Source organism: Geobacillus sp. BK01, assembly GCF_052220245.1.
GTDB lineage: Bacteria > Bacillota > Bacilli > Bacillales > Anoxybacillaceae > Geobacillus.
The window spans coordinates 62650-86880 of the sequence record NZ_JBQPTH010000004.1 but is presented as its reverse complement, the minus strand read 5'-3'; the positions used below and the strand labels follow the sequence as shown (position 1 = coordinate 86880).

At 50.8% G+C, this 24231-nt stretch carries 21 protein-coding genes; 2 read left to right on the top strand and 19 right to left on the bottom strand.

Translation table 11 applies throughout. The features are described from left to right. Nucleotides 1-39 precede the first annotated feature (39 nt). Together ACTVDO_RS06225 and ACTVDO_RS06220 are read right to left on the bottom strand one after the other, a co-directional pair. The gene (locus ACTVDO_RS06225) at nt 40-1077 is read right to left on the bottom strand and encodes a YkvI family membrane protein (RefSeq protein ID WP_020959119.1); all 1038 of its coding nucleotides are present in this window, start codon (nt 1075-1077) and stop codon (nt 40-42) included. A gap of 196 nt (nt 1078-1273) precedes the next feature. After that, on the bottom strand, nt 1274-2008 hold the full coding sequence (locus ACTVDO_RS06220; RefSeq protein WP_442901217.1) for a FixH family protein: 735 nt from the start codon (nt 2006-2008) through the stop codon (nt 1274-1276). Between the two features lie 256 nt (nt 2009-2264). Here ACTVDO_RS06220 and ACTVDO_RS06215 point away from each other — a divergent pair, with 256 nt between their 5' ends. Beyond that, the gene (locus ACTVDO_RS06215) at nt 2265-4400 is read left to right on the top strand and encodes an AAA family ATPase (RefSeq protein ID WP_442901216.1); all 2136 of its coding nucleotides are present in this window, start codon (nt 2265-2267) and stop codon (nt 4398-4400) included. Nucleotides 4401-4495: 95 nt separating this feature from the next. Here the strand turns inward: ACTVDO_RS06215 and ACTVDO_RS06210 are convergent, their stop codons facing one another. The 10 genes from ACTVDO_RS06210 to uxaC all read right to left on the bottom strand — a co-directional run bounded on the left by ACTVDO_RS06210 (nt 4496) and on the right by uxaC (nt 15280). Then, nucleotides 4496-5161, bottom strand: a complete 666-nt coding sequence (locus ACTVDO_RS06210) for an urease accessory protein UreH (RefSeq protein ID WP_442901215.1) — start codon at nt 5159-5161, stop codon at nt 4496-4498. Further along, entirely contained in the window at nt 5139-5621 is a 483-nt protein-coding gene (gene larC, locus ACTVDO_RS06205; RefSeq protein WP_442901214.1) for a nickel insertion protein, read from the bottom strand. The genes ACTVDO_RS06210 and larC overlap by 23 nt, the downstream gene beginning before the upstream one ends. Nucleotides 5622-5656: 35 nt before the next feature. Beyond that, entirely contained in the window at nt 5657-6571 is a 915-nt protein-coding gene (locus tag ACTVDO_RS06200) for a LarC family nickel insertion protein (protein WP_442901213.1), read from the bottom strand. A gap of 5 nt (nt 6572-6576) precedes the next feature. Continuing rightward, nucleotides 6577-7326, bottom strand: coding sequence for a nickel pincer cofactor biosynthesis protein LarB (gene larB, locus ACTVDO_RS06195; protein ID WP_041267862.1), 750 nt, complete (start codon nt 7324-7326; stop codon nt 6577-6579). Nucleotides 7327-7334: 8 nt separating this feature from the next. Continuing rightward, nucleotides 7335-8816, bottom strand: a complete 1482-nt coding sequence (locus tag ACTVDO_RS06190) for a gluconokinase (protein ID WP_442901212.1) — start codon at nt 8814-8816, stop codon at nt 7335-7337. Between the two features lie 147 nt (nt 8817-8963). After that, nucleotides 8964-9767, bottom strand: coding sequence for an ATP-dependent sacrificial sulfur transferase LarE (gene larE, locus ACTVDO_RS06185; RefSeq protein ID WP_168368308.1), 804 nt, complete (start codon nt 9765-9767; stop codon nt 8964-8966). Between the two features lie 27 nt (nt 9768-9794). After that, nucleotides 9795-10565 carry an SDR family oxidoreductase gene (locus ACTVDO_RS06180; protein WP_020959110.1) on the bottom strand — a complete coding sequence of 257 codons (771 nt, stop codon included), beginning with the start codon at nt 10563-10565 and terminating at the stop codon, nt 9795-9797. Nucleotides 10566-10586: 21 nt separating this feature from the next. Continuing rightward, nucleotides 10587-11855, bottom strand: a complete 1269-nt coding sequence (locus ACTVDO_RS06175) for a lactate racemase domain-containing protein (RefSeq protein WP_020959109.1) — start codon at nt 11853-11855, stop codon at nt 10587-10589. A gap of 132 nt (nt 11856-11987) precedes the next feature. Further along, on the bottom strand, nt 11988-13787 hold the full coding sequence (gene uidA, locus ACTVDO_RS06170; protein WP_442901211.1) for a beta-glucuronidase: 1800 nt from the start codon (nt 13785-13787) through the stop codon (nt 11988-11990). Between the two features lie 89 nt (nt 13788-13876). Beyond that, entirely contained in the window at nt 13877-15280 is a 1404-nt protein-coding gene (gene uxaC / locus ACTVDO_RS06165) for a glucuronate isomerase (protein ID WP_442901210.1), read from the bottom strand. A 299-nt stretch (nt 15281-15579) separates the two neighbouring features. Between uxaC and ACTVDO_RS06160 the strand changes: the two genes are divergently transcribed. Further along, nucleotides 15580-16749, top strand: a complete 1170-nt coding sequence (locus tag ACTVDO_RS06160; RefSeq protein WP_020959107.1) for an ROK family transcriptional regulator — start codon at nt 15580-15582, stop codon at nt 16747-16749. A 166-nt stretch (nt 16750-16915) separates the two neighbouring features. Here the strand turns inward: ACTVDO_RS06160 and ACTVDO_RS06155 are convergent, their stop codons facing one another. From ACTVDO_RS06155 to ACTVDO_RS06125, 7 genes are all read right to left on the bottom strand, one after another. After that, a complete protein-coding gene (locus tag ACTVDO_RS06155) occupies nt 16916-18325 on the bottom strand; it encodes an MFS transporter (RefSeq protein WP_020959106.1) in 1410 nt (469 codons plus the stop codon). Nucleotides 18326-18581: 256 nt separating this feature from the next. Further along, a complete protein-coding gene (locus ACTVDO_RS06150) occupies nt 18582-18851 on the bottom strand; it encodes a hypothetical protein (RefSeq protein ID WP_442901209.1) in 270 nt (89 codons plus the stop codon). A 383-nt stretch (nt 18852-19234) separates the two neighbouring features. Beyond that, nucleotides 19235-19435 carry a twin-arginine translocase TatA/TatE family subunit gene (locus tag ACTVDO_RS06145; protein WP_071990871.1) on the bottom strand — a complete coding sequence of 67 codons (201 nt, stop codon included), beginning with the start codon at nt 19433-19435 and terminating at the stop codon, nt 19235-19237. 123 nt (nt 19436-19558) lie between these two features. After that, nucleotides 19559-21307, bottom strand: a complete 1749-nt coding sequence (locus ACTVDO_RS06140; protein WP_020959103.1) for an alkaline phosphatase D family protein — start codon at nt 21305-21307, stop codon at nt 19559-19561. Nucleotides 21308-21781: 474 nt separating this feature from the next. Beyond that, nucleotides 21782-22435, bottom strand: a complete 654-nt coding sequence (locus ACTVDO_RS06135) for a TetR/AcrR family transcriptional regulator (RefSeq protein ID WP_020959101.1) — start codon at nt 22433-22435, stop codon at nt 21782-21784. An 11-nt stretch (nt 22436-22446) separates the two neighbouring features. Continuing rightward, on the bottom strand, nt 22447-23472 hold the full coding sequence (locus tag ACTVDO_RS06130; protein WP_020959100.1) for an ABC transporter permease: 1026 nt from the start codon (nt 23470-23472) through the stop codon (nt 22447-22449). Then, the gene (locus ACTVDO_RS06125) at nt 23469-24197 is read right to left on the bottom strand and encodes an ABC transporter ATP-binding protein (RefSeq protein WP_020959099.1); all 729 of its coding nucleotides are present in this window, start codon (nt 24195-24197) and stop codon (nt 23469-23471) included. The genes ACTVDO_RS06130 and ACTVDO_RS06125 overlap by 4 nt, the downstream gene beginning before the upstream one ends. Between the last annotated feature and the right edge of the window lie 34 nt (nt 24198-24231).

Here is a 24231-nt window from a genome sequence, read left to right as displayed (position 1 = left end):
CAGAACGGAAGAGGCGGGGAAAGCGAAAGGGCCTGTTTGCTAGCGCGGCAACTTGCGGCGCCAAAGAAGCCATAATAATATGAGGCTGATATAGCCGAACAACGGATAGATGAAAGACAGCAGCTCGCCGTAATGAAACGGGCTGACGGCCGCGAACAGTACAACGAGCAATATCACCAGCCATTTTCCGCGAACCGGAACCCACACGCGAACTTGGCGCTCCAACCCAAATAGGCCACCGATGACCGATGTGAAAATTTCCCCGTAAATGACAAAGACGTAAAACCAGTACAACACTGAAAAAAACGTATGAACGATTTCCGCCATCGGGATGTCGTAACTGCCCTTGTACGGAAACGACAGTAACACAATATGATTTAACAGCAACAAAACGGTCAAGACGATTCCGCCCAAGACCGCCCCGCGCTTTACGATTTGTTCGTCGCTCGCTTCACGGGCGACCGGGACGAGCACCGCTTGTGCCATGGCCAAATTGAACGCCGCATAAGAAAACGGCGACAACACCGCTTTTAAAGAATAGTCGGAGGCCACAACATCCGCGCGGCACAACTCCCCGGCCATCACCGTCTTCATAAAAGTGAAAACGCTAAATAAGACCATCATCGGCACGACAAAGACATTGACCCCAAACAGCCCTTTCCGCCCCAACAGCATCACCATAAGCGCCAAAGCAAGCGTCAGTGCAACGCCCCCCTGCCGTGTCCAACCGAGCTGCTCTTCAAACACCGCCCCCGCTCCAGCGATCATCACCGCCGTTACTCCGCCGATCATCGCAGTCATCATCAAGGTCACGAACGGGCTCACCGTTTTTCCAAATAAATACCGGTTCAACTCATCGTACGACGACGCTCCAATGCGGCGCGCCATCACCATAAGGCGAACCCCGCCCCATGTAAACAAAAAACCGCTGACGGCCACACCGACGGTTCCCGCCGCCCCGTAGCGAGTAAAAAATTCGATGATTTCCCTTCCGGTCGCAAATCCTGCTCCAATGACGGTACCGATGTAAACAGCGGCGATTTGCCACGCTTCCGACCACTCGTTTCTCTTGCCCACTGTTTGCCATCCCCTTCTCTCTTGTCCGCTGCTCATTGCCATATATATGTCCGGCATGGACAAGAAAGACGCCGGAATGAAAAAAAGAAGGGATCCCATCCAATCAACAGGACCCCCTCCTCTTGCCGGTGTGTAGAAGAAACAAACTGCATCATCTTGTTGAAAAGGAAAGACAGTTTTTGTCATCTCTGCTCGATCAATTCGCTGTCACTTGTTCGACTTGATGTTCGTGCAGCCCGCCGCTTCCTTCAACATGTACTTTCACTGAATACGTGCCTTGATTCGCAAACGTGACAGCCGCTTCGTATTCACCGTTCCCTTTTTCGGCCGCATCGACAAATTCATGTTTATTATCGGCCTGCCAAATTTCAAAGCGCACGGTTGCACCTGTCAGCGGCTGTCCGTCTTTTGTCAGATGGACAACCAATGAGGCCGGTTTCCCGGCTTCGAATGAATGGGATAATAACGACATCGCCACACTGCTGTGATGGCCTTTCTCATCATCCAGGCTGCTGGCATCGGGGCCATTGGCGGCTTGTTCCGGCTGGCCGACGACAATGTCTTTTTTCGGCATATTATGCATATCGCGCGCCGTCACATGAGCGACAACGGAATACGTCCCTGCTTCCGTGAACGTTTTTTCCACCGAATAGCGGCCATCGCCGTCATGCTTCGCCTCAAGCATTTCCCGCTCGCCGTCTCCATGTCTCCATACTTCAAACTTCACTTCACTCGCATCGTCCACGTTTTCTCCGTCATACGTCACGACACAGGCAAGTGTCGCCGCCTTGTTCAATTCAATATGGTCGGGAACATCCAGTTTGACTTCGAGCATAGCCGGCGTTTCCGCCTGCTCATCGTTGTTCGAGCAAGCCGCGAGCATAGCGACAACCAACAACGCCATCCACGTAAAAAGCAAACGTCTTCTCATCTTCACCTTTCTCCTTTTAGCAATAAAACTTTACGGCAAACGGCGGCAACAGGCTGTTTTTCGCCTCTTTTTCTGTTTTTCACTTTATCATAGTTTGGCTGCACCTACATTAGTATTCACTATTTTTTCAAAAACATTTCACCGTTATCACAATTTTTTTGTACAAAACACTTGAAAGTCAAAAAAGGTCAAAGTATAATAAAACCAGAAGGTCAAAGAAAGTCAAAGACAAACAGCAAAAAAGGGGGTATGCCTTATGCTATGTCAAGCATGCCAAAAAAATAAAGCATCGGTGTTCGTCAACTTGCAATGGAACGGGGAAAAACAAGAACTTCACCTTTGCCATACATGCTATGAAAAGCAAAAGCAACAACTGTCCATTCCAATGAACTTCGGCTTTTCGCCGTTTTCGTTCGATGATTTCTTCACCGGCCATTTGGCGGCGGCCAACGCGCAAGCGGCCGCGCCGGAAACGGCGACCAAACGCCCGCAGCGCCATGGCGGTGGATTTTTGGATCAATTTGGCCGCAACTTGACGCAAATGGCGAAAGCGGGCTTAATTGACCCCGTCATCGGCCGCGACAAAGAAATTGCGCGCGTCATTGAAATTTTAAACCGCCGCAACAAAAACAACCCGGTGTTGATCGGGGAGCCGGGTGTCGGGAAAACGGCGATCGTCGAAGGGCTTGCGCTGAAGATCGCCGAGGGGCAAGTGCCGGAAAAACTGTTAAACAAAGAAGTATACCTGCTTGATGTGGCGTCGCTTGTCGCCAACACCGGCATCCGCGGTCAATTTGAAGAGCGGATGAAACGGATGATTGCCGAACTGCAAGAGCGGAAAAACATCATCTTGTTCATTGACGAAATTCATCTGCTCGTCGGTGCTGGCGCTGCCGAAGGGTCGATGGACGCCGGCAACATTTTAAAACCGGCGCTCGCCCGCGGTGAACTGCAAGTCGTCGGGGCGACGACATTGAAAGAATACCGGCAAATTGAAAAAGACGCCGCCCTTGAGCGCCGCTTCCAGCCGGTTCTCGTCCACGAGCCGACCGTTGACGAAGCGATCGCGATCTTAAAAGGCATCCAGCCGAAATACGAACAGTTCCACCATGTCCGTTATACGGACGAAGCGATCGAAGCGTGCGTCAAACTCGCGCACCGCTACATCCAAGACCGCTTCCTGCCGGACAAAGCGATCGACTTGTTGGATGAGGCCGGCTCGAAAGCGAACTTGCGCCTCGGACCGACCGATGAAAAACAGCTGCAAGAGCGGTTGATGCAAATCGCGAAAGAAAAAGAACAAGCGACGAAAGAAGAAAACTATGAACGGGCGGCGAAACTGCGCGATGAAGAGCTGAAGCTCGAAAAACAACTCGAACAAGGCATCGCGCAAGAACGCCCGACGGTCGATGTCGCTGACATCGAGCAAATCATCGCTGAAAAAACGGGCATCCCGGTCGGCAAGTTGCAAGCCGATGAAAAAGAAAAAATGAAACATCTCGAAGACAACTTGGCGAAAAAAGTGATCGGCCAAGCGGAAGCGGTGAAAAAAGTCGCCAAAGCGATCCGCCGCAGCCGCGCCGGCTTGAAAGCGAAACACCGTCCGGTCGGTTCGTTCCTGTTCGTCGGCCCGACCGGCGTCGGGAAAACGGAGCTCGCCAAAACGCTCGCCGAGGAGTTGTTCGGCACGAAAGACGCCATGATTCGCCTCGATATGAGCGAATACATGGAGAAACATTCCGTCTCGAAGCTGATCGGTTCACCGCCGGGCTATGTCGGCTTTGAAGAAGCCGGCCAACTGACAGAAAAAGTGCGCCGCAACCCGTACAGCATCATCTTGCTCGACGAGATGGAAAAGGCGCACCCGGATGTCCAGCACATTTTCCTGCAAATTTTAGAAGACGGCCGCTTGACCGACAGCCAAGGCCGCACCGTCAGCTTCAAAGATACGGTCATCATCGCGACAAGCAACGCTGGTGTAACAGACAAAAAAATCACCGTCGGCTTTGAAAAACAAAGCGGTGGCGCATCAAGCGTGCTCGACTCCTTAAACGCTTACTTCAAGCCGGAATTTTTGAACCGCTTCGACGCCATCATCGAGTTCAAGCCGCTTGAAAAAGCGCAATTGCTTGAGATTGTCGACTTGATGCTCGCCGATGTCAAAGCGGCAATGCGCGAACAAGGCATCGAACTCGACGTGACCGAAGCGGCGAAAGAAAAGCTGGCTGAGCTCGGCTACCATCCGGCCTTTGGCGCCCGCCCGCTCCGCCGCGCCATCCAGGAACATGTCGAAGACAACATCGCCGACTGCCTGCTTGACGCCGATCAATCGGTGCGTGCGATCCGCATCGATGTCAAAGGCGATGCCATTGTGGCGCAAATCGCATCATAACCGTCTGACGAATGCCGCCTCACCCCGTGTTCGGGGTGGGGCGGTTTTTTGAATCAAAAAAAGGCTGCGCTCCGATGTTGCGCAGCCTTTTTTGGTTAAAACAATCCGCCTTCCCGACCGACTTCATAGAGATAATAAACGCCATAAACGAGACTGATGGCAGAAACAACCTGCACAAGCGCGCGATACAACGTTTGTTTCGGGCGGGCGAACAAAAACGGCAAGCCGAACAATGTCGTAAAAATCATCATGCCGATAACCGTTCCAAGTCCGAAAATAATAATAAACGCAAACGCCTGCCACGACGTCTCTACTGTCGTCAAAGTGAGAAGCACCATTCCGGCGCTGCCGGCCATGCCGTGCACCACCCCGACGAGCAGCGACTTCATGTGGAGACGGTGAACGTGGACTGCCTGAGCATCACCCGCCGCCCGTACAGCACGGAAACTGGCAATCGATAAAACGATAATCATCACGCCGACTGCCATTTCCATCCATGTAGCGATCGTTTCCGGGATATGTTGTTTCAAGCTGATTACGATCATGCCGACGACAAGCAATGTCAACGTATGGCCGATCCCCCAAAAAACGCCGGATAGCGAAGAAAGAGACAGTTTATTCGTGCGGCTTGCGATCGTCGACACCGCCACGACATGGTCCGGCTCTGTCGCATGCTTCATTCCTAACAAAAGGCCAAATAACAACGTCAACGCTACACTTTCCACCGGTTTCTTCCCCCTAATTTTCCTCCAGTTTCTCATTTAATTGTTTCCAAACTTGCTCGTACACCTTTTTTAATGGCACGCCGTTCGCTTTGGCGATCGCTTTGCATTGTTCAAACTCTGGAGCTCTCTGGACGACTTGGCCGCGATGTATCCCTTCTTTTACCGCCACCGTCCCCCAGTCGGTCTGCACTTCACGAAACCGCCGCTCAAGCCGGTGCACCGTCAACGGATAGTAACGCACCCCAAGCGTCGTCGTTTCGCGGAACAAAATCTCTTTCATCTGTTCTAGCTTTTTGCGCGAACATAATAGTTGCAGCAAAACGCCCGGGCGGTTTTTTTTCATATAAATTGGCGTATAAAATACATCGTTTGCCCCTGCTTCCAACAGCAGCTCCATCACATAGCCAAGCCATTCCCCGGGCGTATCATCAAGATTCACTTCCACTTTCATCATTTGTTCATCAATATGTTCGTGATGAGGAGGATGGTTGCCCACCGTCTACATCCCTCCCTTCCATCCGGCGTCCGCTCCTACCGCTGTTCGCCAATGACGACGCGCAACACATTCGGGCGGTGGGGAAACGTCTTCGTTCCGGCCCCATACCCAATAGCGGTGACGTTCATAGATGGAAGTGGGCCGAAATGTTCGGCCAATACCGAAACGATCGCCGCTCCTGTCGGTGTCGTCAACTCTCCTTTGATTGCCGACTGTTCAATCGGAATACCCTTTAATAATTCCAATGTCGCCGGAGCGGGCACCGGATATTCCCCGTGATCAATCTGCACTGTTCCCGATCCGACCGGAATCGGGGACGACTGAATCGAAACGGCACCAAGCTGGTGAATGAGAATCGCTGTCCCGACAATATCGATAATCGAATCAACGGCTCCGACTTCATGAAAATGAACGCGGTCTAACGGAACGTTATGAATCCGCCCTTCCGCCTCGCCAATGCGGCGGAAAATCGCCAACGCTGTTTCTTTGACCTCCTTAGCCAGATCAGATGCGTCGATCATCTCCGCAATCTCTTTGTATGACCGGTGATGGTGGCCGTGCCCATGATGATGATCGCTGCCGCCATGAGTGTGTGCGAGATGACGGCCATCGCCGTGATCATGTTCGTGATGATGGTGATGATTGTCATCATGACCGTGCCCGTGATGATGATGGTGTCCGTCATCATGAGCGTGCTCGTGATGGTGGTCACGATGATCATCGCCGGAGTGATGTCGATGATGGTCATCATGCTTGAGGACAACATCAAACTTTGTGCACGTAATGCCGTTTTTGACGATCTTCCGCCATGTTAACGTGTATTCCTCTTCCAACGGGAGTTTCTTTAATTCTGCTTCGAGCAGCTTCGGGTCGGCGCCGGCATCGATGAGCGCGCCGATCACCATATCTCCGCTGATTCCCGAGAAACAATCGAAATAGATTATCGTCATTCGTTTCACCCCTTTTGGCAGGCGAGCCGGTGAATTAAGGCAGCGCTATATCCGCCGCCAAATCCGTTATCAATATTGACGACACTAATGCCCGGCGCGCATGAATTCAACATCGTCAATAATGCCGATAACCCTTGGAAGTGGGCGCCATAGCCGACGCTTGTCGGCACGGCGATCACCGGGTGGGAGACAAGGCCGCTGACGACGCTTGGCAACGCCCCTTCCATTCCGGCCACGACGATCGAAACGGTCGCCGCACGAATGGCTTCGATATGGTGAAACAGCCGGTGAATGCCCGCCACGCCGACATCGTAAAACCGCCGCACTTCACAGTCGAACATCTCGGCGGTGATCGCCGCTTCCTCGGCGACGCCGAGATCTGACGTGCCGGCACAAATCACAGCGATATACGCATCCGTTTCCTTCGTTTTCGCCTGTTCCTTTTTCCAATATAACAGACGCGCGGCATCATGATACACCAGCTCAGGAAACAGCGCACGCACAGCCGCTGCTTTGTCTTGTGTCACGCGGGTGACGAGCACGCGGTCGTGATGTTCTTTTAGTGTTCGGACAATGGCGATGATTTGGTCTGCCGTTTTTCCTTCCCCGAACACCACTTCCGGAAACCCTTGCCGTTTCGGGCGATGAAGGTCGACGTTGGCAAATCCTAAGCGGTCAAACGGCTTCAACCGCTCCTTCGCCTCTTCGACACTCAGTTCCCCTGTTTGTACTTGTCGCAAAATGTCTTCGAGCATCACATCACCTATTCCTTTTGAAAGTAGCTCGCCATATGGCGGACAAGGCGCTCGTAGCGTTCATAAACCTCTTTATAGGCTTTCCGGTTGTCCTCATTCGGCATGACTGTTTCCCCCATCGGAATGTGCGCCTTAATCGCTTCCAACGATTCCGCTTCGCCGATGGCGACAAGCGCTGTCCATGCCGCGCCCCACGCTGCCCCGTGATGGCTTTTTGGAACGCCGATTTCTGCATCAAACACGTCCGCTAAGATTTGCAGCCATAGCGGAGAACGCGCCAACCCACCGCTGACGTATAACTTCTTTGGCTTTCCAGCCAATGTTTCCAACGCCTTTCCGATTTGGTAAAGATTGAACGTGATCCCTTCCATCACTGCCCGGATAAAATGTTCTTGCTTATGGGTGACCGTCGCTCCGTAAAAGCCGCCTTTCGCCCGCGGATCCCAAAGCGGCGCCCGTTCACCGTTAATATACGGAAGAAAAATCAGACCGTCCGCCCCGGGCACTGCTCGTGCAGCATCTTCCAAAAACTGACTAAAACTCCGTTGATCGTTCATGATGTCTTTCAGCCACTGCAGCGCAATGCCGCCGTTGTTTGACGGCCCGCCAATAATAAACCGCTCTTTTGTAAAAGCATAACAAAAAGTCTCGCCATTTTCACTCATTTTCGGTTCACGGGTGATTTGGCGAACCGCTCCGCTCGTGCCGACCGAGACGGCCACTTCGCCGGGAAAAATGGCGCCAATGCCTAAATTGGCGAGCTGGCCGTCGGCAGCACCTATGACAAACGGCAAATCACGGGGAATTCCCATCTGCTCAGCAACCGCCTCATCCACCCCTGTCATCACATATGTGGGCGGGACGAGCTCGGACAGTTGATCTTCACGAATCCCCGCTAACTTGAGCAACTCCGGTTCCCATTGAAATGTGCTCGGATTGAACAACCCGGTCGCCGATGCCATCGAGTAATCGATCACATTGGTATGAAACCAGCGCCGCACGACATACTCTTTGATCGACAGAAAGGAAAACGCCCGCTCATATGGCGTATACTTCGTTTCTTTCATCCATAACAATTTGGCCAACGGGGTCATCGGATGAACCGGAGTTCCCGTTTTGGCGTACACCGTTTTCCCCATCGTTTTCCGCAGCTGTTCCGCCTGGGGAGCGCTTCGCCCATCAGCCCAAATGAGCGCCGGAGAAAGCGGATGTCCGTCCTTGTCCACGCAAACGAGCGAATGCATTGCCGCCGATAAACCGACCGCCAACAGTTCCTTTTGGCTGATTCCAGCCTGTCTGATTGCTTCGCGCACGGCCAAGACCGCGGAACGCTCAATTTCCGCCGCATCTTGTTCCACCCACCCTTGTTTCGGGTAATGGAACGTATTCATTTTTTCAGCCTCGGCCATCAATTGGCCGCTCCTATGAAACACACATGCTTTCACACTTGTCGTTCCAAGATCCAACCCGATCACATATTCTTTTGCCATGATGCCTCTCCTTTTTCGCATTCAACCAACCATTTCGAACGCTAGTCCATTAATTCGAAAAAAGTTATTCCGGAACAGAAACACGTCAGAAATCTTTACGCTTAAGAACCTGCTTTCGACATGCTGGCCCGTTCGCTGATCGATCGCTTACGGCAACATTTTGTTCATACTTCCGCTCTGATAGCCGACTAAATCGAGCGTCACATATTGATAGCCGTACGTTTGCAGCTGTTTCGCAATGCGGTCGCGATGCGCCAAAATGACCGCCATATCGTTTGGCTCCACTTCAATTCTTGCAATCTCTTGGTGAGTGCGGACCCGCACTTGGCGAATCTGAAACGTCTGTCTGAGAAATTGTTCTGCTTTTTCCACCCTCGTCAATTTTTCCACTGTAATCGATTCGCCATAGGCAATGCGCGACGACAGACAGGCAAAAGACGGTTTGTCCCATGTCGGCAAGCCGAGCCGGCGGGAGAGTTCACGAATTTCTTTTTTGTATAAGTTCGCCTCTTGAAGGGGGCCGCGCACCCCTCTTTCTTTCGCCGCCTTCATTCCCGGCCGATATTCGTTGGCGTCATCGGCAATGACACCGTAAACGACATTTTGAAACCCTTTTGCCTCCATAAGGGGGATCAAATGGTCAAACAAACTGCTTTTGCAAAAATAACAGCGGTTTTTCGAGTTTTCCGCATAACCCGGGATCGCCAGTTCCGACGTTTCAATAATTTCATGCGGAGCCCCGATCCATTTCGCCAGCCGCTTTGCTTCCTCGAGTTCGCTGGACGGATACGTCTCCGAATCAGCGGTAACGGCCAGCACATGATCTGCTCCGAGCGTGTCCACCGCCGCTTTCAGCAAAAACGTGCTGTCGACCCCGCCGGAAAACGCGACCACCACTGATCCCATATCCCGAAGAATGGACTGCAGCTTTTCATATTTTTGCTCAAGCATCGGCTTCACCTCCCTGCCTACTTTATATTAAATCGTCATGGCGCCAAACCCGCCGTCAACGCGGATGAGCGCGCCGGTGACGAAGCTTGAAGCACGGTCGGATGCCAGCCATACCGCCGCTCCTTGCAGTTCTTCCGGCTCGCCGAACCGTTTCATCGGCGTATGGCGCATAATCGCTTCAACCCGTTCATCATCCAATATTTTCCGGTTTTGCTCAGCCGGAAAAAATCCAGGAATAATGGCATTCACCCGAATGCCATACGGCGCCAACTCGCGCGCCAAATATTGCGTGACGCTGTTGAGCCCCGCCTTTGATACAGAGTACGTAAATACTCTTGAGAGCGGCGTCGTTGACGACACGGACGAAATGTTAATAATGCTTCCTTTTCTCCCTTGCTCGATCATCCGTTTGGCGAAAATTTGGCATGTAAACACAATCCCTTTTAGATTGACATCCATAATGTCATCCCACTCGTCCGCATCAAGCTCGAAAAACGGGGTCGAGCTGTTTTTCCCGGGTGCATTGAGCAAAATGTCCCAGCCTCCTGCCCATTGTTCAATGCGCTCAGCCACTTGCAAAAGCGAAGCGCGGTCGCTGACATCGGCTTGAAACGCTTGAGCCGTCCCGCCGTGATGGCGGATGTCTGCGGCGACTTGTTCCGCCTTGTCCAAATTGCGCCCCACAATGGCGACCTTCGCTCCGTATGCAGCCAATCCTTTGGCCATCGCTGACCCTAATACACTATTTCCCCCGATGGCTACAGCTACTTTTCCTGTCAAGTCAAATAAGCGATCCATGTTGTCCTCTCCCTTTGCTTGTTAAAATAATTGTCCATGTTTATCAAACACCCATTCATATGGACCGGCAACGACTTCCATATTCGGGTGGCTCTCCACATAAGGAATTAACGCTTCCGACACTTCGATTTCACCGATTTTCAAGGTGTTTTGAATGCGCACTAATTTCACTTTTGTAAAATCTAAAATATTGCACGTTTTAATGGCAGCCTGAATGGCCATCCGGTCGTTTGGCAGTGTCGTCGCAATTTTCGTCGGGGCGACAACAGTTGAAGTCAGGCCGTTTGCATATGTCACTTCCAAGTCCATCTTATCGACAAGCCGTTTGGTCGTGAAATCGGCCGTCCCGACCCCGTTGGCGTTCCCTTCCGTTTCCGGGGTTAAATCCAACACGACCATTTTGTTCACATCCGGACCGCCATGCGCGTACGGAGTCGGATAGCGGCCCGTAATGTTTGGATCCATTCCGTCGCCGCTAATATTTTTTCCGATTTGGTCGATGACAAGCACGTCAATTTGGTCAAAAAACAGGCGCGGCAGCAGCTGCTTCGCTTTTTTCTGCAGCTCTGGCTCCTTCTCAATGATTTCCTTTGGCGTCAACACATCCACGATCGCTACTTTGTCAAATGCATTTTCAATCGTTGCCACCCCGAACAGCACCGGTTTTTTCTCCATCATCATTTTCGCCATCGCCGGAACATTTTCCGCCATGTATTTAAATCCTAACTGGTGGCATGCTTCCGCCCCTTTTTGTTTTCCGAGCCCGATGCTCAACATTTTCATCAGCCCGCTTTCAACCGGGCCGCGAAAAGCGGTATGAGGTTTTATGCGGTTAATGACGACAATGCCGTCGGCGTTGGCCGCAAACCGGTCCATATACACCGGAAGGCCGTTTGGCAGCTGCCCAAGTTGGACGACGTCCATCGATGAGCGAATTTCACAGCCGGCCGTTTCCTCGGTTACGCCGAGATGGGCCAACACCGCCCGCTGCCCTTCCGCCGTTGCACCGCCGTGGCTTCCCATGCTCGGGACGATAAACGGTTTCGCCCCCTGTTCCTTTAGAAAGGCAACAGTTGTAGCGACAATCTCCACCAACCGATCCAGCCCGCGGCTTCCGACCGCCACCGCGATTTCCATGCCCGGACGAATGAGACTGCGGATATGGTCTTGCTGCAACTTTTCCATTAGAGCGAGCGGCACGTTTTCAATGCAAGTGTCATCAAAATGAACGTTCACTTTCGCCACTTTCGGAATCGGAATATCTTTTAACAGGTCATGCAAAATGCCCATGTTTTTCCTCCTTTTCATCATGTCGGCCCTATTGCCCAATGTCTCCATTTTTGATCCCTCATCGTTGGAAACGCCAGCGGGCCGTCCAATTAGGATGCGCTGGCGTTTCGTCTGCCATCTTCACTTTTTATTTTACCATTTATAGTAGAAGTCTGGAATAGACATCCAGCGGCGGCGCAGTTCATGAGCAGCATATTTTGGTTTGCGCTCGCGGGTGAAAATCCCTTTTTTGTTTCCTTGCACCCGTATAATGCCTTGGCTTGTCGCAAAATCAGCAAAATTCCATACATGTTCGCCGATGAAGTTGGAAAACTCATCAAACACTTGGTGATTCGCTTGTAAAAAGGCAACTTGGAATTCTTCCGTAAACATGACCGGGTCGACGTCATGCAATCCGGCGACGGTATCGGCGCCGTATTCAGTCATGAGGATCGGTTTGCCCGGGCAGCGCTCAGTCCAACCGGCCAGCTCTTCGCGCAGCTTTACTTTTGCCACTTCCAAATCGCCGCTGTCGATATACCAGCCGTAGTAACGGTTTAAGGCAATCACGTCAACGAGCTCAGCGACGCGGTCCGTTTCCGGGGTGGCCCCAAGGTGGACGACAATTGTCACCGGCCGCTTTTGCGGGTCAAGCTGTTTCGCCAGCTCAACAAGCGGTTGGAAATATTCGTAAGCCCCTTCTTCCTCTGAAGCCGGCTCGTTGGCGATCGACCACATCACGACCGACGGGTGATTCTTGTCGCGGGCGATCAGCTCTTTGATCACTTGCTTATGATGTTCAAACGTTTGAAGCAATTCCCATGTGTTGTTTTTCCGCTCCGAGCCGGATAAAAGCGCATAGAAATTCAAATGGAGACCGACAGCCGGCGTTTCATCGACGACGACGAACCCTTCGCGGTCAGCAAGCCGCATCAGTTCTTCCGAATACGGATAATGGGCTGTGCGGAACGAGTTGGCCCCGATCCATTTCATCAAGTTGAAGTCAAGCACGTTCGCCGCTTCATTGAATCCTCTTCCGTGAATTGGGGTATCTTCATGTTTTCCGAATCCTTTGAAATAAAACGGCTTTCCGTTAATCAAAAATTGGCCGTCTTTTACTTCTACCGTTCGAACCCCAAACGGTTGTTCATAAACGTCCACCGTTTTTCCATCTTTCACAAGTTCAATGCGCAGTGTATACAAATACGCATTCAGCGGTTCCCATAAACGGACGTCCGGAATGGTCAGCTCGGCTGCCGCCCCTTCCCCTTTCGCCACTTCGTTTCCTGACTCATCAATGACAGCTGCGCGCACATCCGCCTCGCCAATCTGTTCCACCGCGTAACGGACAGTTCCTGTCGAACCGGCGACATCGGTTACGATCGTCACATCTTGCACGTAAACATGCGGTGTCGTATAAATTTTCACCGGTCGGTGCAGCCCTGCATAATTGAAAAAGTCAAAGTTCGGATTGTTGCGCACCACCGTGCCAAGTCCTTTTACTTCCTTTTCTTGATAAAGGCCGACCGGCAATGTCGACGAGTCGATCACATTGTTCACTGCTACGGTCAGACGGTTTTTCCCTGGTTGAATATACGAATTGATTTCCGCTTCAAACGGCAAAAACCCTCCTTTATGTTCGACAACCAATTGGCCGTTCACATAAACGTTTGCCACATGTGTCGCCGAACCGAACCGTAACACGACCCGCTCTGACAATAAGCTCGACGGAACGACAAACTCCCGCTCGTACCAAACCCAGCCGACATGGTTGCGAATATCAGAAGTCACACCGAGGTCATTAAACGACGCCGGCACCGCCATCGGCTGCGGATCGGTTAATGGCGCGCGTTGCCAGTTTTCTTCAAACCCGTTTCCTGAATCGAGCTTAAAGTTCCAAACACCGTTTAAGTCGATGATATGGCGCGTTTCAGTCACAATTGGATACAGCATTCTCTCTCCACTCCTTAGCCGTCATTTATTTTTGCTCCCCACTCCAGCATGGCAGAGCAGGAAGGGGGATCCACCATCGGAAAAGCCGCTTAGCGTTGCAAAAAATAACTTTCGGCATTGTAGTAGCCTATATTTTTCACCATCTGGACAAGAAAATCGATATCGTTATGGACAAGCCCTTTTTCCACCCAGTCGCCAAGAAGATTGCAAAGAATGCGGCGGAAATAATCATGGCGGGCGTAAGAAAGAAAACTGCGCGAATCTGTCAACATCCCGATAAAATGGCTGAGCACTCCGACATTCGCCAAATCGCGCATTTGCTTTTCCATTCCATCGATATGGTCATTAAACCACCATGCCGAACCGAATTGGATTTTTCCCGGCACGCCCTCTTCATAAAAGTTTCCCATCATCCCAGCAATCACAGCATTGTCTTTCGGATTCAAGTTAAACAATACGGTTCGCGGCAGCGCGTCTTCCCGGTCAAGGGCGTCAAGAAAACGCGACAGTCCTTCGGCTATATTCGTTTCCCCGATCGAATCAAATCCGGCGTCCGGGCCAAGAAGCCGATTCATTTTCGTATTGTTGTTGCGCATCGCCCCGATGTGCAGCTGCATCACCCATTGTTTTTCGGCGTACATTTTTCCTAACTCCGTAAGCAAGAACGACCGATAAGCAACGAGCTCCGCAGCGGAAAGCGCCCCGCCGTTCACCCGTTTTTGAAAAATCGCCGCCGCTTCTGATTCCGTAACAGCGACATACTCCATTTTCGGAATATCGTGGTCTGACGCCCGGCCACCGTGTTCATGAAACTCATCGATCCGTTGCTTGAGAGCCGCCAAAAAATCAGCAAACGAGTCAATCGCGATGCCCGATGCTTCCGACAGCTTCCTCAGCCAATCCGTAAACGACGGGCGTTCAATAAACAGCGCCTGATCCGGACGGAACGTCGGCGCAATGATCGTTTGAAACGACTCATCATCCCGAAGCCGGCGATGAAACTCAAGCGTCGATAGCGGATCATCCGTTGTGCCAATAAAAGCGACATTTGCCCGCCGGATGAGCGCCCGCGGTCGAAACTCCGGCTGTTGCAGCTTTTCGTTGCATTCTTCGTAAATCTCTTTTGCTGTTTTTGGGTTTAGCGGCTTTTCAATCCCAAAAAACATCTTCAGTTCCATATGGGTCCAATGATAAAGCGGGTTGCCGATCAAATGGGGCACTGTTTCAGCCCAGGCGAGAAACTTTTCCCAATCGCTCGCATCGCCGGTGATGAACTTCTCGCCCACTCCATGCATGCGCATCGCCCGCCATTTATAATGGTCTCCGCCGAGCCAAAGTTGCGTGATATTATCATATGGCTTGTTTTCCCATATTTCTTTCGGGTCCAAGTGGCAGTGAAAATCAAAAATCGGCAAGTGTCTCGCCGCTTCTTCATAAAGCCGGACGGCTGTATTTGTCTCAAGCAAAAAATGGTCATCTAAAAACGTCTTCATACGTTTCCCTTCATCTCCCCTACCCGTTTTTGCAAACACTTTCAAAAGCAAGTAAAAAAAGAATAGACTCTTCCTATTTAATTTGTTTACTTAACTAATTAATTCACTTTAACGATATCACTTTTTGTTCATTTCGTCAACGAATAACTGATGGATTCTTGTCGATTTCTTTCTAATATGATAGCCTATTCTTCAGACAACACTATTGGCCGCCATCGGAGCGATTACAACCATTCATTCTGTCTATCGCCACTCTTTTCTAACGTGTTCACGCGGCCGGGAACGGAGGACTTTCATTCATGGTGACCGGAGATGCAGCCTATATAAAAAAAATGAACCGCTCCTTGATCATTCAAACGATCGTCAACGAGCGAATGATTTCGCGGGCCGATTTGTCGAAGGCAACCTCCTTAACGCGGGCAACCATTTCCGCACAAGTGGCGGATTTATTAGAAGAAGGACTTCTTCGTGAAATCGAGCATGAGCATAGCAGCGTCGGCCGAAAGCCGATTATGCTTTCCTTGAACGCTCAAGCCGGCTATGCCATCGGCATTGACTTAGACTATGGCGAAATTTCCTTCACCGTCACCGACCTTCTCGGCAAACCGGTATCGTCCAAAACGGTCACGCTCGAGACGCCGGAATATCAAGAGATCGTTCGCCTACTTGCCCACCATATTCGCGCGTATATCGAGGAATACAAACCGAGCCGCTACGGCATTGTCGGCATTGCCATCGCTATTCACGGTCTCGTTTCTAAAAGGGAGTCAATCCATTTTGTGCCGCGTTTCCGTTGGCATCATCTCAACTTAAAAAAAGACTTGGAAAACGAAATCGGGCAAGATATTCCAATTTTCCTTGAAAACAACGCTAATCTCTCCGCCTTGGCTGAGCGGGTATTTATCCACCATCAAACGAATAACTTATTATGCGTCACCCTTTATTCCGGCATCGGCCTTGGCATGATCATTAACAACGAGTTTTTTCAAGGGCATGACGGGTTTGCCGGCGAAGCGGGCCATATGATCGTTGTCCCCGACGGCAGACTGTGCAACTGCGGCAATAAAGGATGCTGGGAAAAATACGCTTCCGAATCGTGTGTATTTGAGTCTTTGGCCAAATGCAAACAAGTCAAATACGTCACGTACGAGTATATTCAAAAACTGTTGGCCGAAGGCGATGAAGAAACGGAACGCATCATGGAACAGTTCATTTATTACTTAGCGGTCGGCATTAACAATATTATTAACCTTTACAATCCCGAAGTCGTCGTGCTCAACAGCCGGCTGCTCGGCATGCATCCGGACGCTCTCGGGCATATTCAGCAGCACTTGCGCTCTTCAATCAGCCATTACCGGGAACTATCGCTCTCTTCCATTGGAAAAAAAGCGTGCATTTTAGGCGCCTGTGCGCTCGCCATCACCCACTTTTTGGACGTTCCGATCGTGAACTTGCCGTATGAGCCTTGACCCTCTCCCCCTCTGATCGGCAGTTGAAGCGAGGGATTCTACGTTCCCCTTTGCTCAAAGCAAGTTCATTTTACTTCGCTTTGAAACGAAGGTTTCTTTGCCCAAAAAACATCCCCCTTCAATGGACAGCTTGTCCAGAAGGGGGATATCCAATCAACCGTTTTTATCATTTCGCTTTCCGTTTTTCCTCAAGTTCAATCGCCAATTGGGTTGCCCGCTCCTTATTTAATGGATACAAGAAGATTAAAATAAGGGCAATGACCAACAAGGTCAATCCAGGCACTAGGGTCCCTAACATGTAAATGCCGTGAAGAGTGCTTTCTGTCTGTTCTTTCAACCCGGCATTATACCCGACCGCCGCAATCGCCCATCCGCCCAAACCGCCGGCGACCGCCTGGCCGACTTTGCGGGAAAACGAGTAAATCGAGTAAACGGTTCCATCTTCGCGCAAACCGGTCAAATATTCGTGATAGTCAATAACGTCCGTAACAAACGCCCAAATCACTAAGTTGAAAAATCCGTACCCGAACATCGCTACAGTTAAAAGAGCGATAAATTGCATGGCCGTCAATTGCGGCAAAAAGTAAAGCAGAATGTACACTGCAGCAGCCAGCAACAACCCCGCTGCCGCCGTTTCCTTTTTCCCAAACTTCGCTACAAGCGGTTTCACAAATGGCATGGCGACAAATACGGCAACCGACTGCAACAGCCCGACAAGGCTCAGCGATTTAGCGCTTCCAAAATAGTCTTTAAATAAATAGACGTTTACAGCTCCGATTAACATAAAGCAAACCATAAACGTGAGCGAAGCAATTAAAATCCAAATGAGCGGCTTGTTTTTTAGCAATCCTTTTAACGTTTTGCTTAAATTCAGTTTCGTGCTTTCCGATTCTTGTAAGACGATCCGTTCCGTTGATAACTTGTAGCACGCCATATAGCAGGCAAGCGACAAAATTCCGAAAATGACCGCAGCGAGGAAAAAGCGATTGGCGTTCGCCTCGTTATTGACAAATAAAATGAGCGGACCAACCGTGTTAATAATGAGTCCCGCCAACATCGCCCCCATCGTCCGGAACGTGGACAACGATGTGCGCTCAACCGGATCGCTCGTAATGACTGACGCCATCGAGCCGTATGGAATGTTGACCGTGCTATACAGCGTCCCCCAAAGGAGGTATGTCACAAAAGCATACGCCTCATAAAATCCCGTCGTCATGCCAGGAATATAGACAAACATAAGCACACCGGAAATGACAAGCGGCAACGACATCCGGAAAATCCAAGGCTTAAACTTCCCATGTTTGCTCGGGTTTCTCGTGTCAATAAACCGGCCCCACGCCACATCAGCGACCGCATCCCACAGCCTAGCGATTAAAAAGAGTGTCCCCACCAGCGCTGCGTTCAACCCAAACACATCCGTATAATAAACCATCAAAAATGAAGCGACAAGAATGAAGAAAAAGTCATTGCCGAAATCACCAAACAAGTAACCGATCTGGTCCCTAATTCCAAACGGCCGTACCTTGTTTTCACCAGACGTTGTAGCCCTCGTCTCCATTTTTGTTACTTGACTCATAGCAGCCCCTCCCTAGTGTCCAAAAACTCCTTTTTGAAACCCCTTACACCGATGCACAAACTAAATTCCTTCACTAACTATTTAATTAGTTCAGTAAACTAATAAATTTACCCCGTGTATTTAGCCTATCACGGCACAGTCCAGTCGTCAATAGTTTTTTCGTAACATTCAAAGAACCTAGCACGCAAAAGATAGGAAAACAAATGTCCCTGATCGTTTAACAGGAGAACATGGGCTCTCCGCTTTCCAAAAGATATTATTTCCGTTCTTCCTTACCTAAATACATTAACAGTTCATCGACAGCAGGGGGCACACTTCCTCCACGTTTCTTATTGAGCACTCCCCCAACGATAAAGGCAAGCAACGTAACGAAAAGTGGAAACGCTGTTTCCATATCGGCAGGGACCCAATCTGTTGTCTGTGTAACGACAAATCCGAAAACTCCCCCAATAATGGAAGCAATCGCTATCTTCCCATCACTGTGCTTAAACTGCGGAAGCAACCCTAAAATCATCGGAACGGACATCGGCCCCACCAACGCTGCAAACCAAGTAATAATTAATCGTCCCCCCTTTTTTCGTTTTGATCATCCTAGAGTGATAAAACCGTCTAGACATGGTCAAGATTTATGGGCCGCCCCCTTCCTTAAATAATTTGTTTACTTAACTAATAAAACATCATTCTATTGAAATGATATCACTTGTCTCATTTCCTCGTCAACAAAATTCAGAAAACGTTTTCTATCGGTCATTTCCATTGCAAAACGTGGAACGAACAGACAATAGGCAACGTCCAGAAAATGCAAACACTTTTCATATGTGGAGAAACATGACTCATAATCATTTGCGAAGGTTGAAATCAAAACGTTGACAATGTATGCGGGGCTGGATAAAAAGTGAATGCCGGTATTCAAACGAAAGACGGAAGGCGAGCGGTGTATGAAAATATAAAGAAGCGGGTGACCGCCGCCCGCTTCTTTGATCCATTCACCTTTTTCAAAGGCCCTGTTCCTCCTTTTGTTTCGTTAGAGGCAAAGTCGCGTGTGGCACTCTGAAATTCACCTAACGTCTGCCCAATTTCCGGCAATTTCAAAGGGCCGAAGATGAGCAAGGCAAAAAATCAAAAGGAGAGTGAATCCAAGAATCCCGATATTGCTCAACATCTATGCTCGCCCCTTAGGAGAAAACGAGGCATTCGGCCCAAACAGCGGGACGAATGCCCATACTCGTTGCTTCAGTTTGCGATTTTTCCTTTTTTCTTTTCTTTTTGCTTTTCTCTGGCGCGCGCATGGGCGCGGTGGCGGTCTTCTTCCACCTCGCTAGACATTTTAGCGCCGATCGGCAATGATGTAGACGAAATTTCCCGGATTCCCCGCCCATCTTTCTCATACACGAGCGATGCTCTCGTCCAAATATCGGCCCCAGGTTCGGTGACGTACGGAATAACCCGGTAGTCAGCGCGCCACTGCTCCGGAGTGACCCGACAGCGGACATATCCCCGATAATTATTAAAAAAGCGAAGATGTGGATTTTGCGCCAAAACTCGCTCTGTATCCGCCCGCCAATCTGAACCGTTTCCGCCGGACGTGATAGACGTGCCGATGAACTCCGCGCCAAAGATCAGCGCATCCGGATCATCATAGTCTGTCGCCAAGTTGGACGCCCAATTCGCATGGACATCGCCAGTCAATACAATCAAGTTCTTCATCTTGTTTTGCACCACAAACTCAGTAATGCGCTGACGGGCCGCCGGATATCCATCCCAAGCATCCATGCTGTATTTAGGCGCTAGGCTTGTCCCAAAGTTTCGCTGGGCAAAAAACACTTGCTGGGCCAAGACATTCCATTTTGTTTTTGAACGGCCGAGGTGATCGAGCAGCCATTGCTCCTGCTCAGCCCCAAGAAGGGTTCGGTTTGGGTCGAGCGATTCCGGCGAATGCGCCTTTGTCCCATCTCCGTTTGCCTGATCATCGCGGTATTGGCGCGTATCTAAAACATAGAAACTAGCTAAGTCGCCATAGGCAAATGAGCGGTACAGACGCATATGTTCTGCGTGCGGAAGCGACGATTTCCGAAGCGGCATATGTTCATAATACGCTTGGTATGCCGCCGCGCGGCGGTGAATGAACGCTTCCACAGACTGTCCATCCTCTGGGATCACATTGGCGTAGTTGTTTTCGACCTCATGGTCATCCCACGTCACGACCCACGGAAAGGCCGCATGCGCCGCCCGCAAGTCTGCGTCAGACCGGTACAACGCATAGCGGTTGCGGTAATCTTCAACGGTGATAATTTCCGGGCTGTTATGGGTGCGCACATTGCCGGTAAAAGATACGTATTCGTTCGGTCCATATTCGTAAATGTAGTCGCCGAGATGAAAAACGAGATCGAGGTTTTCTCTTGCCATATGTTTGTACGCTGTGTAATACCCGTGCTCAAACTGCTGGCACGAGGCAAAGGCAAATAGCATTTCCTGCACCTCAGCCCCCGGTGCAGGAATCGTCTTTGTTCTGCCGACCGGGCTCATCTCATTTCCGCATTTAAAACGGTAGTAATAGACCGTGTTGGGCTTTAAGCCGTTCACCTCGACGTGAACAGAGTGTCCAAGACGAGGCGAAGCCATTTCGGTGCCGCGGCGGATAACATGCCGAAAATGTTCATCGGCCGCCACTTCCCAATGAACAGGAACGAGATGCGGGGGCATTCCGCCGCCGTTCAGCGGATCCGGAGCCAGTCTTGTCCATAAGACGACACTGTCTGCTAACGGATCGCCAGAAGCAACGCCAAGCTGAAACGGATAATCGGCGAATTTCGGGGCCGCATGAACGTCAAATCCTCCTAAAGACTGAGCGATCGCCATCCCGAGAGACAGGCCCGCGATTTTGCCGGCGCTGTGCAAAAGAGTGCGGCGGTCTATGCGTTTGTTCAGCACCTCCTCATTCAACCGTTTCATCAGTTCATTGACAACATTCTCCTCTTTCATTTCTCGTTCCCTCCCAGCTATGAAAGATGTTCCATACACGACTGATTATAGGAACTTTTTTTTAATGGAGTATAAAGTCGAGGTAAAGGGGGAAAACGGCAGCAGCAGCAAAAAAGGAGTTTGATCATAGGAGGAAATCAGCAAAATGAAAAAAGTACAAAAAAAACAAATGTTCATATCGATAAAAAGACTGACTATTTTCCTTCCCGGTCGCTATGTCCTTTTTCCCTTTTTTGATTACATTTCCTTTACGTAAATTTTGCAAATATCAGTGTTGAACTGTGTAAAAACTGTATACAAGTGTTAGTAACGGAAGGCAGGACGGTTGTTGGCGGATGTGATGCACCAGAACATCCCGTATCTTCAACAGTCATCGGGGACACCGATTGATCAAGCGTTGTCGGCGCTTCGGGACGGTGGGTGAATGTAAAAAAAGAAAACAACTAGGCCGGCTCCTGCGCGGAAGCCGGCCGGTTAGCGCCGCAGACCGTTCATCAACACGCGGATCGTCCGTTCCATTTCCGCCTCATCGTCCCAGTTGTGGTCAGGCAAAAGGAGAAAGCGGGCGGCCAAAAAGCCGGCGAGCGATGTGATCGTCAAGCGGATGACCGAATCGACCGGCAGCTCGGCCAACTCCCCTTTCTCTTGAAAGTGGCGGACAATGCGGGCGAATTTCGGATACACATGCTCGACAAACACGCGTTGAAAGCACTGTTTGATCTCGGAATGAAAGGCCAGCTCCTGCCAGAGCACGCGAATCGCCGGCAAATACGTTTTCACAAACGCGTAGCGGTTAGCGAGCACCGCGCGCAAAAACTGTTCGTACGTCTCATATTCGTTGTCAAACACTTCGCGAACAAACTCTTTCGCCAAAAACGGGGCGACGGACTGAAACAATGTCGGCGTGACGATCGCCAACAATAAGTCTTTTTTCGTCTTATAGTGGCGGAAGATCGTCCCTTCCGCCACCCCGGCCTTTTTGGCGATTTCACTCGTGGAAGTCGCCGCATAGCCTTTTTCAGCAAACATTTCCACCGCCGCTTCCAAAATTTTCAGCTGTTTTTCACTGAACTTCCCGTCCTTGCCGCCGATTTGCAGCAATTCCTGAATCCATGAATGCTCGCTCATTGCTCTACCCCTTACAGCTTGCGATATTTTTTCAGCGTTACTACATTTAGTACCATAAACAGCAGCGTGAAACCAAGCAGCACGTATACGTCAACAGCGATAGCGCTCCACCCCTCTCCGCGCACCATAATATCGCGCAGCGCATCCGCCCCGTAGTTGAGCGGCATGACGACGCTCAGCGAACGCAGCCATTCTTCCATCGTGTCAAGGTTGAACAAGCCGGAAAAAAACACTTGCGGCACGACGACAAGCGGGATAAACTGCATCATTTGCAGCTCGTTGTTGGCAAACGCCGACAGCAGCATCCCGAGCGCCAGCGCCGTCATCGCCAGCAAAAACGTAATGAGCAGCACATACCCGAACGAACCCTCCATCATCATGTCGAGCACATCAATAGCAAACCATGAAATTAAGCTTGCTTGAATCGTCGTAAACAGCCCGAACCCGACCATGTAGCCGGCGACCATTTCCCAGCGCCTGAGCGGCGTCGCCATCAACCGCTCGAGCGTCCCATTCGTCCGTTCACGCAAAAACGATACCCCGGCGATCAAAAAGACGAAAAAGAAGATGAAAAAGCCGATGAGCACCGGGCCGAAATAATCAAACGACGCCATGTCGCTTGACCCGTGCCAATACGTTGTTTTCAACTGAAACGGGGGCTTGGGCGCCATGGACTGAAACGCCTGCTGCACCGCGGCCATCACCGCCTGATTGGCCGTCGGGTCGCTTCCTTCCAGCGTAAGGTGCGGAGCGCTTCCGCCCATGTCAAGCCATGCGTCAATATCTTGGCCGTCCAGCTGCTTTTGCGCTTGTTTTGCTGACAGCTCGTTCACGTTCGCTCCCGCTTCTTTTAACTTATCAACAACCGCCTCAGGCACATTGTCGCTGACGGCAATGGCTGGTTTGTATTCCTCCCCGTTGAATACTAAATCCATTAACAACAAGACGAACATCGGGGCGACAATCATGAGCGCCAGCGTGCGCTTGTCGCGGAAAAACTGGCGGATGATGCGGACAACCATCGCCAACACTCTCATCGCCGGACACCTCCAAACGCCAAAAACGCTTGTTCAATCGTTTCCGCGCCTGCTTTTTGTTTCAACTCATCCGGGCGGCCGACGGCGATCAACCGACCTTCGCGAATCATGCCAAGCCGCCCGCACTTTTCCGCTTCATCCATCACATGGGTCGTGACGACAACGGTTGTGCCGCGCCGGCGAATCCGCTCGAGTTCCGCCCAAATCGATTGACGCAGCACCGGATCGATGCCGACCGTCGGCTCATCCAAAATGAGCACGTTCGGTTCATGAAGCAAGGCGATCGCCAGCGACAGCCGCCGCTTCATCCCGCCCGAGTATTGGTGCACCGGCTTTTTCCGGTCATCCGTCAAGTTGACGAGCGCGAGCATGTTATCGATCCGTTCTTTTTGTTTTTTCCCTCGCAACCCATAAATCGAAGCAAAAAATTGCATGTTCTCGAGCGCGGTCAATTCTCCGTACAAGGCATCCGACTGCGCCATAAAGCCAATCCGCTTCATGGCGCCAAGATCAGGCATGTTCACGCCCAGCACACGAATCGCGCCTTCGCTCGCTTGATCAATGCCGGCGATCATGCGCACCAACGTCGTCTTGCCGGCTCCCGACGGGCCGAGCAGACCGAAAATTTCTCCCGCGCGAACATCCAACGACACATCGTCGATGACCACTTTTTTTCTAAACCGCTTGGAAACACGCTCGACTTGAATACATGGATTGGCGGTCATTGTTTTTCTCCCCTTTTACACGGCAGTGAGTAAT

Bases quoted from the DNA above. Each gene is read 5' to 3' on its own strand.
- ACTVDO_RS06155 (WP_020959106.1), bottom strand. From the start codon at position 18,325: ATGAGTCAAGTAACAAAAATGGAGACGAGGGCTACAACGTCTGGTGAA.
- ACTVDO_RS06140 (WP_020959103.1), bottom strand. From the start codon at position 21,307: ATGAAAGAGGAGAATGTTGTCAATGAACTGATGAAACGGTTGAATGAG.
- ACTVDO_RS06180 (WP_020959110.1), bottom strand. From the start codon at position 10,565: ATGGATCGCTTATTTGACTTGACAGGAAAAGTAGCTGTAGCCATCGGG.
- ACTVDO_RS06130 (WP_020959100.1), bottom strand. From the start codon at position 23,472: ATGAGAGTGTTGGCGATGGTTGTCCGCATCATCCGCCAGTTTTTCCGC.
- larB (WP_041267862.1), bottom strand. From the start codon at position 7,326: ATGCTCGAAGACATTTTGCGACAAGTACAAACAGGGGAACTGAGTGTC.
- ACTVDO_RS06215 (WP_442901216.1), top strand. From the start codon at position 2,265: ATGCTATGTCAAGCATGCCAAAAAAATAAAGCATCGGTGTTCGTCAAC.
- uidA (WP_442901211.1), bottom strand. From the start codon at position 13,787: ATGCTGTATCCAATTGTGACTGAAACGCGCCATATCATCGACTTAAAC.
- ACTVDO_RS06125 (WP_020959099.1), bottom strand. From the start codon at position 24,197: ATGACCGCCAATCCATGTATTCAAGTCGAGCGTGTTTCCAAGCGGTTT.
- ACTVDO_RS06135 (WP_020959101.1), bottom strand. From the start codon at position 22,435: ATGAGCGAGCATTCATGGATTCAGGAATTGCTGCAAATCGGCGGCAAG.
- ACTVDO_RS06200 (WP_442901213.1), bottom strand. From the start codon at position 6,571: ATGACGATAATCTATTTCGATTGTTTCTCGGGAATCAGCGGAGATATG.
- ACTVDO_RS06220 (WP_442901217.1), bottom strand. From the start codon at position 2,008: ATGAGAAGACGTTTGCTTTTTACGTGGATGGCGTTGTTGGTTGTCGCT.
- uxaC (WP_442901210.1), bottom strand. From the start codon at position 15,280: ATGAAGACGTTTTTAGATGACCATTTTTTGCTTGAGACAAATACAGCC.
- ACTVDO_RS06160 (WP_020959107.1), top strand. From the start codon at position 15,580: ATGGTGACCGGAGATGCAGCCTATATAAAAAAAATGAACCGCTCCTTG.
- larE (WP_168368308.1), bottom strand. From the start codon at position 9,767: ATGCTTGAGCAAAAATATGAAAAGCTGCAGTCCATTCTTCGGGATATG.
- ACTVDO_RS06150 (WP_442901209.1), bottom strand. From the start codon at position 18,851: ATGTCCGTTCCGATGATTTTAGGGTTGCTTCCGCAGTTTAAGCACAGT.
- ACTVDO_RS06210 (WP_442901215.1), bottom strand. From the start codon at position 5,161: ATGAGAAACTGGAGGAAAATTAGGGGGAAGAAACCGGTGGAAAGTGTA.
- ACTVDO_RS06190 (WP_442901212.1), bottom strand. From the start codon at position 8,816: ATGGCAAAAGAATATGTGATCGGGTTGGATCTTGGAACGACAAGTGTG.
- ACTVDO_RS06175 (WP_020959109.1), bottom strand. From the start codon at position 11,855: ATGGGCATTTTGCATGACCTGTTAAAAGATATTCCGATTCCGAAAGTG.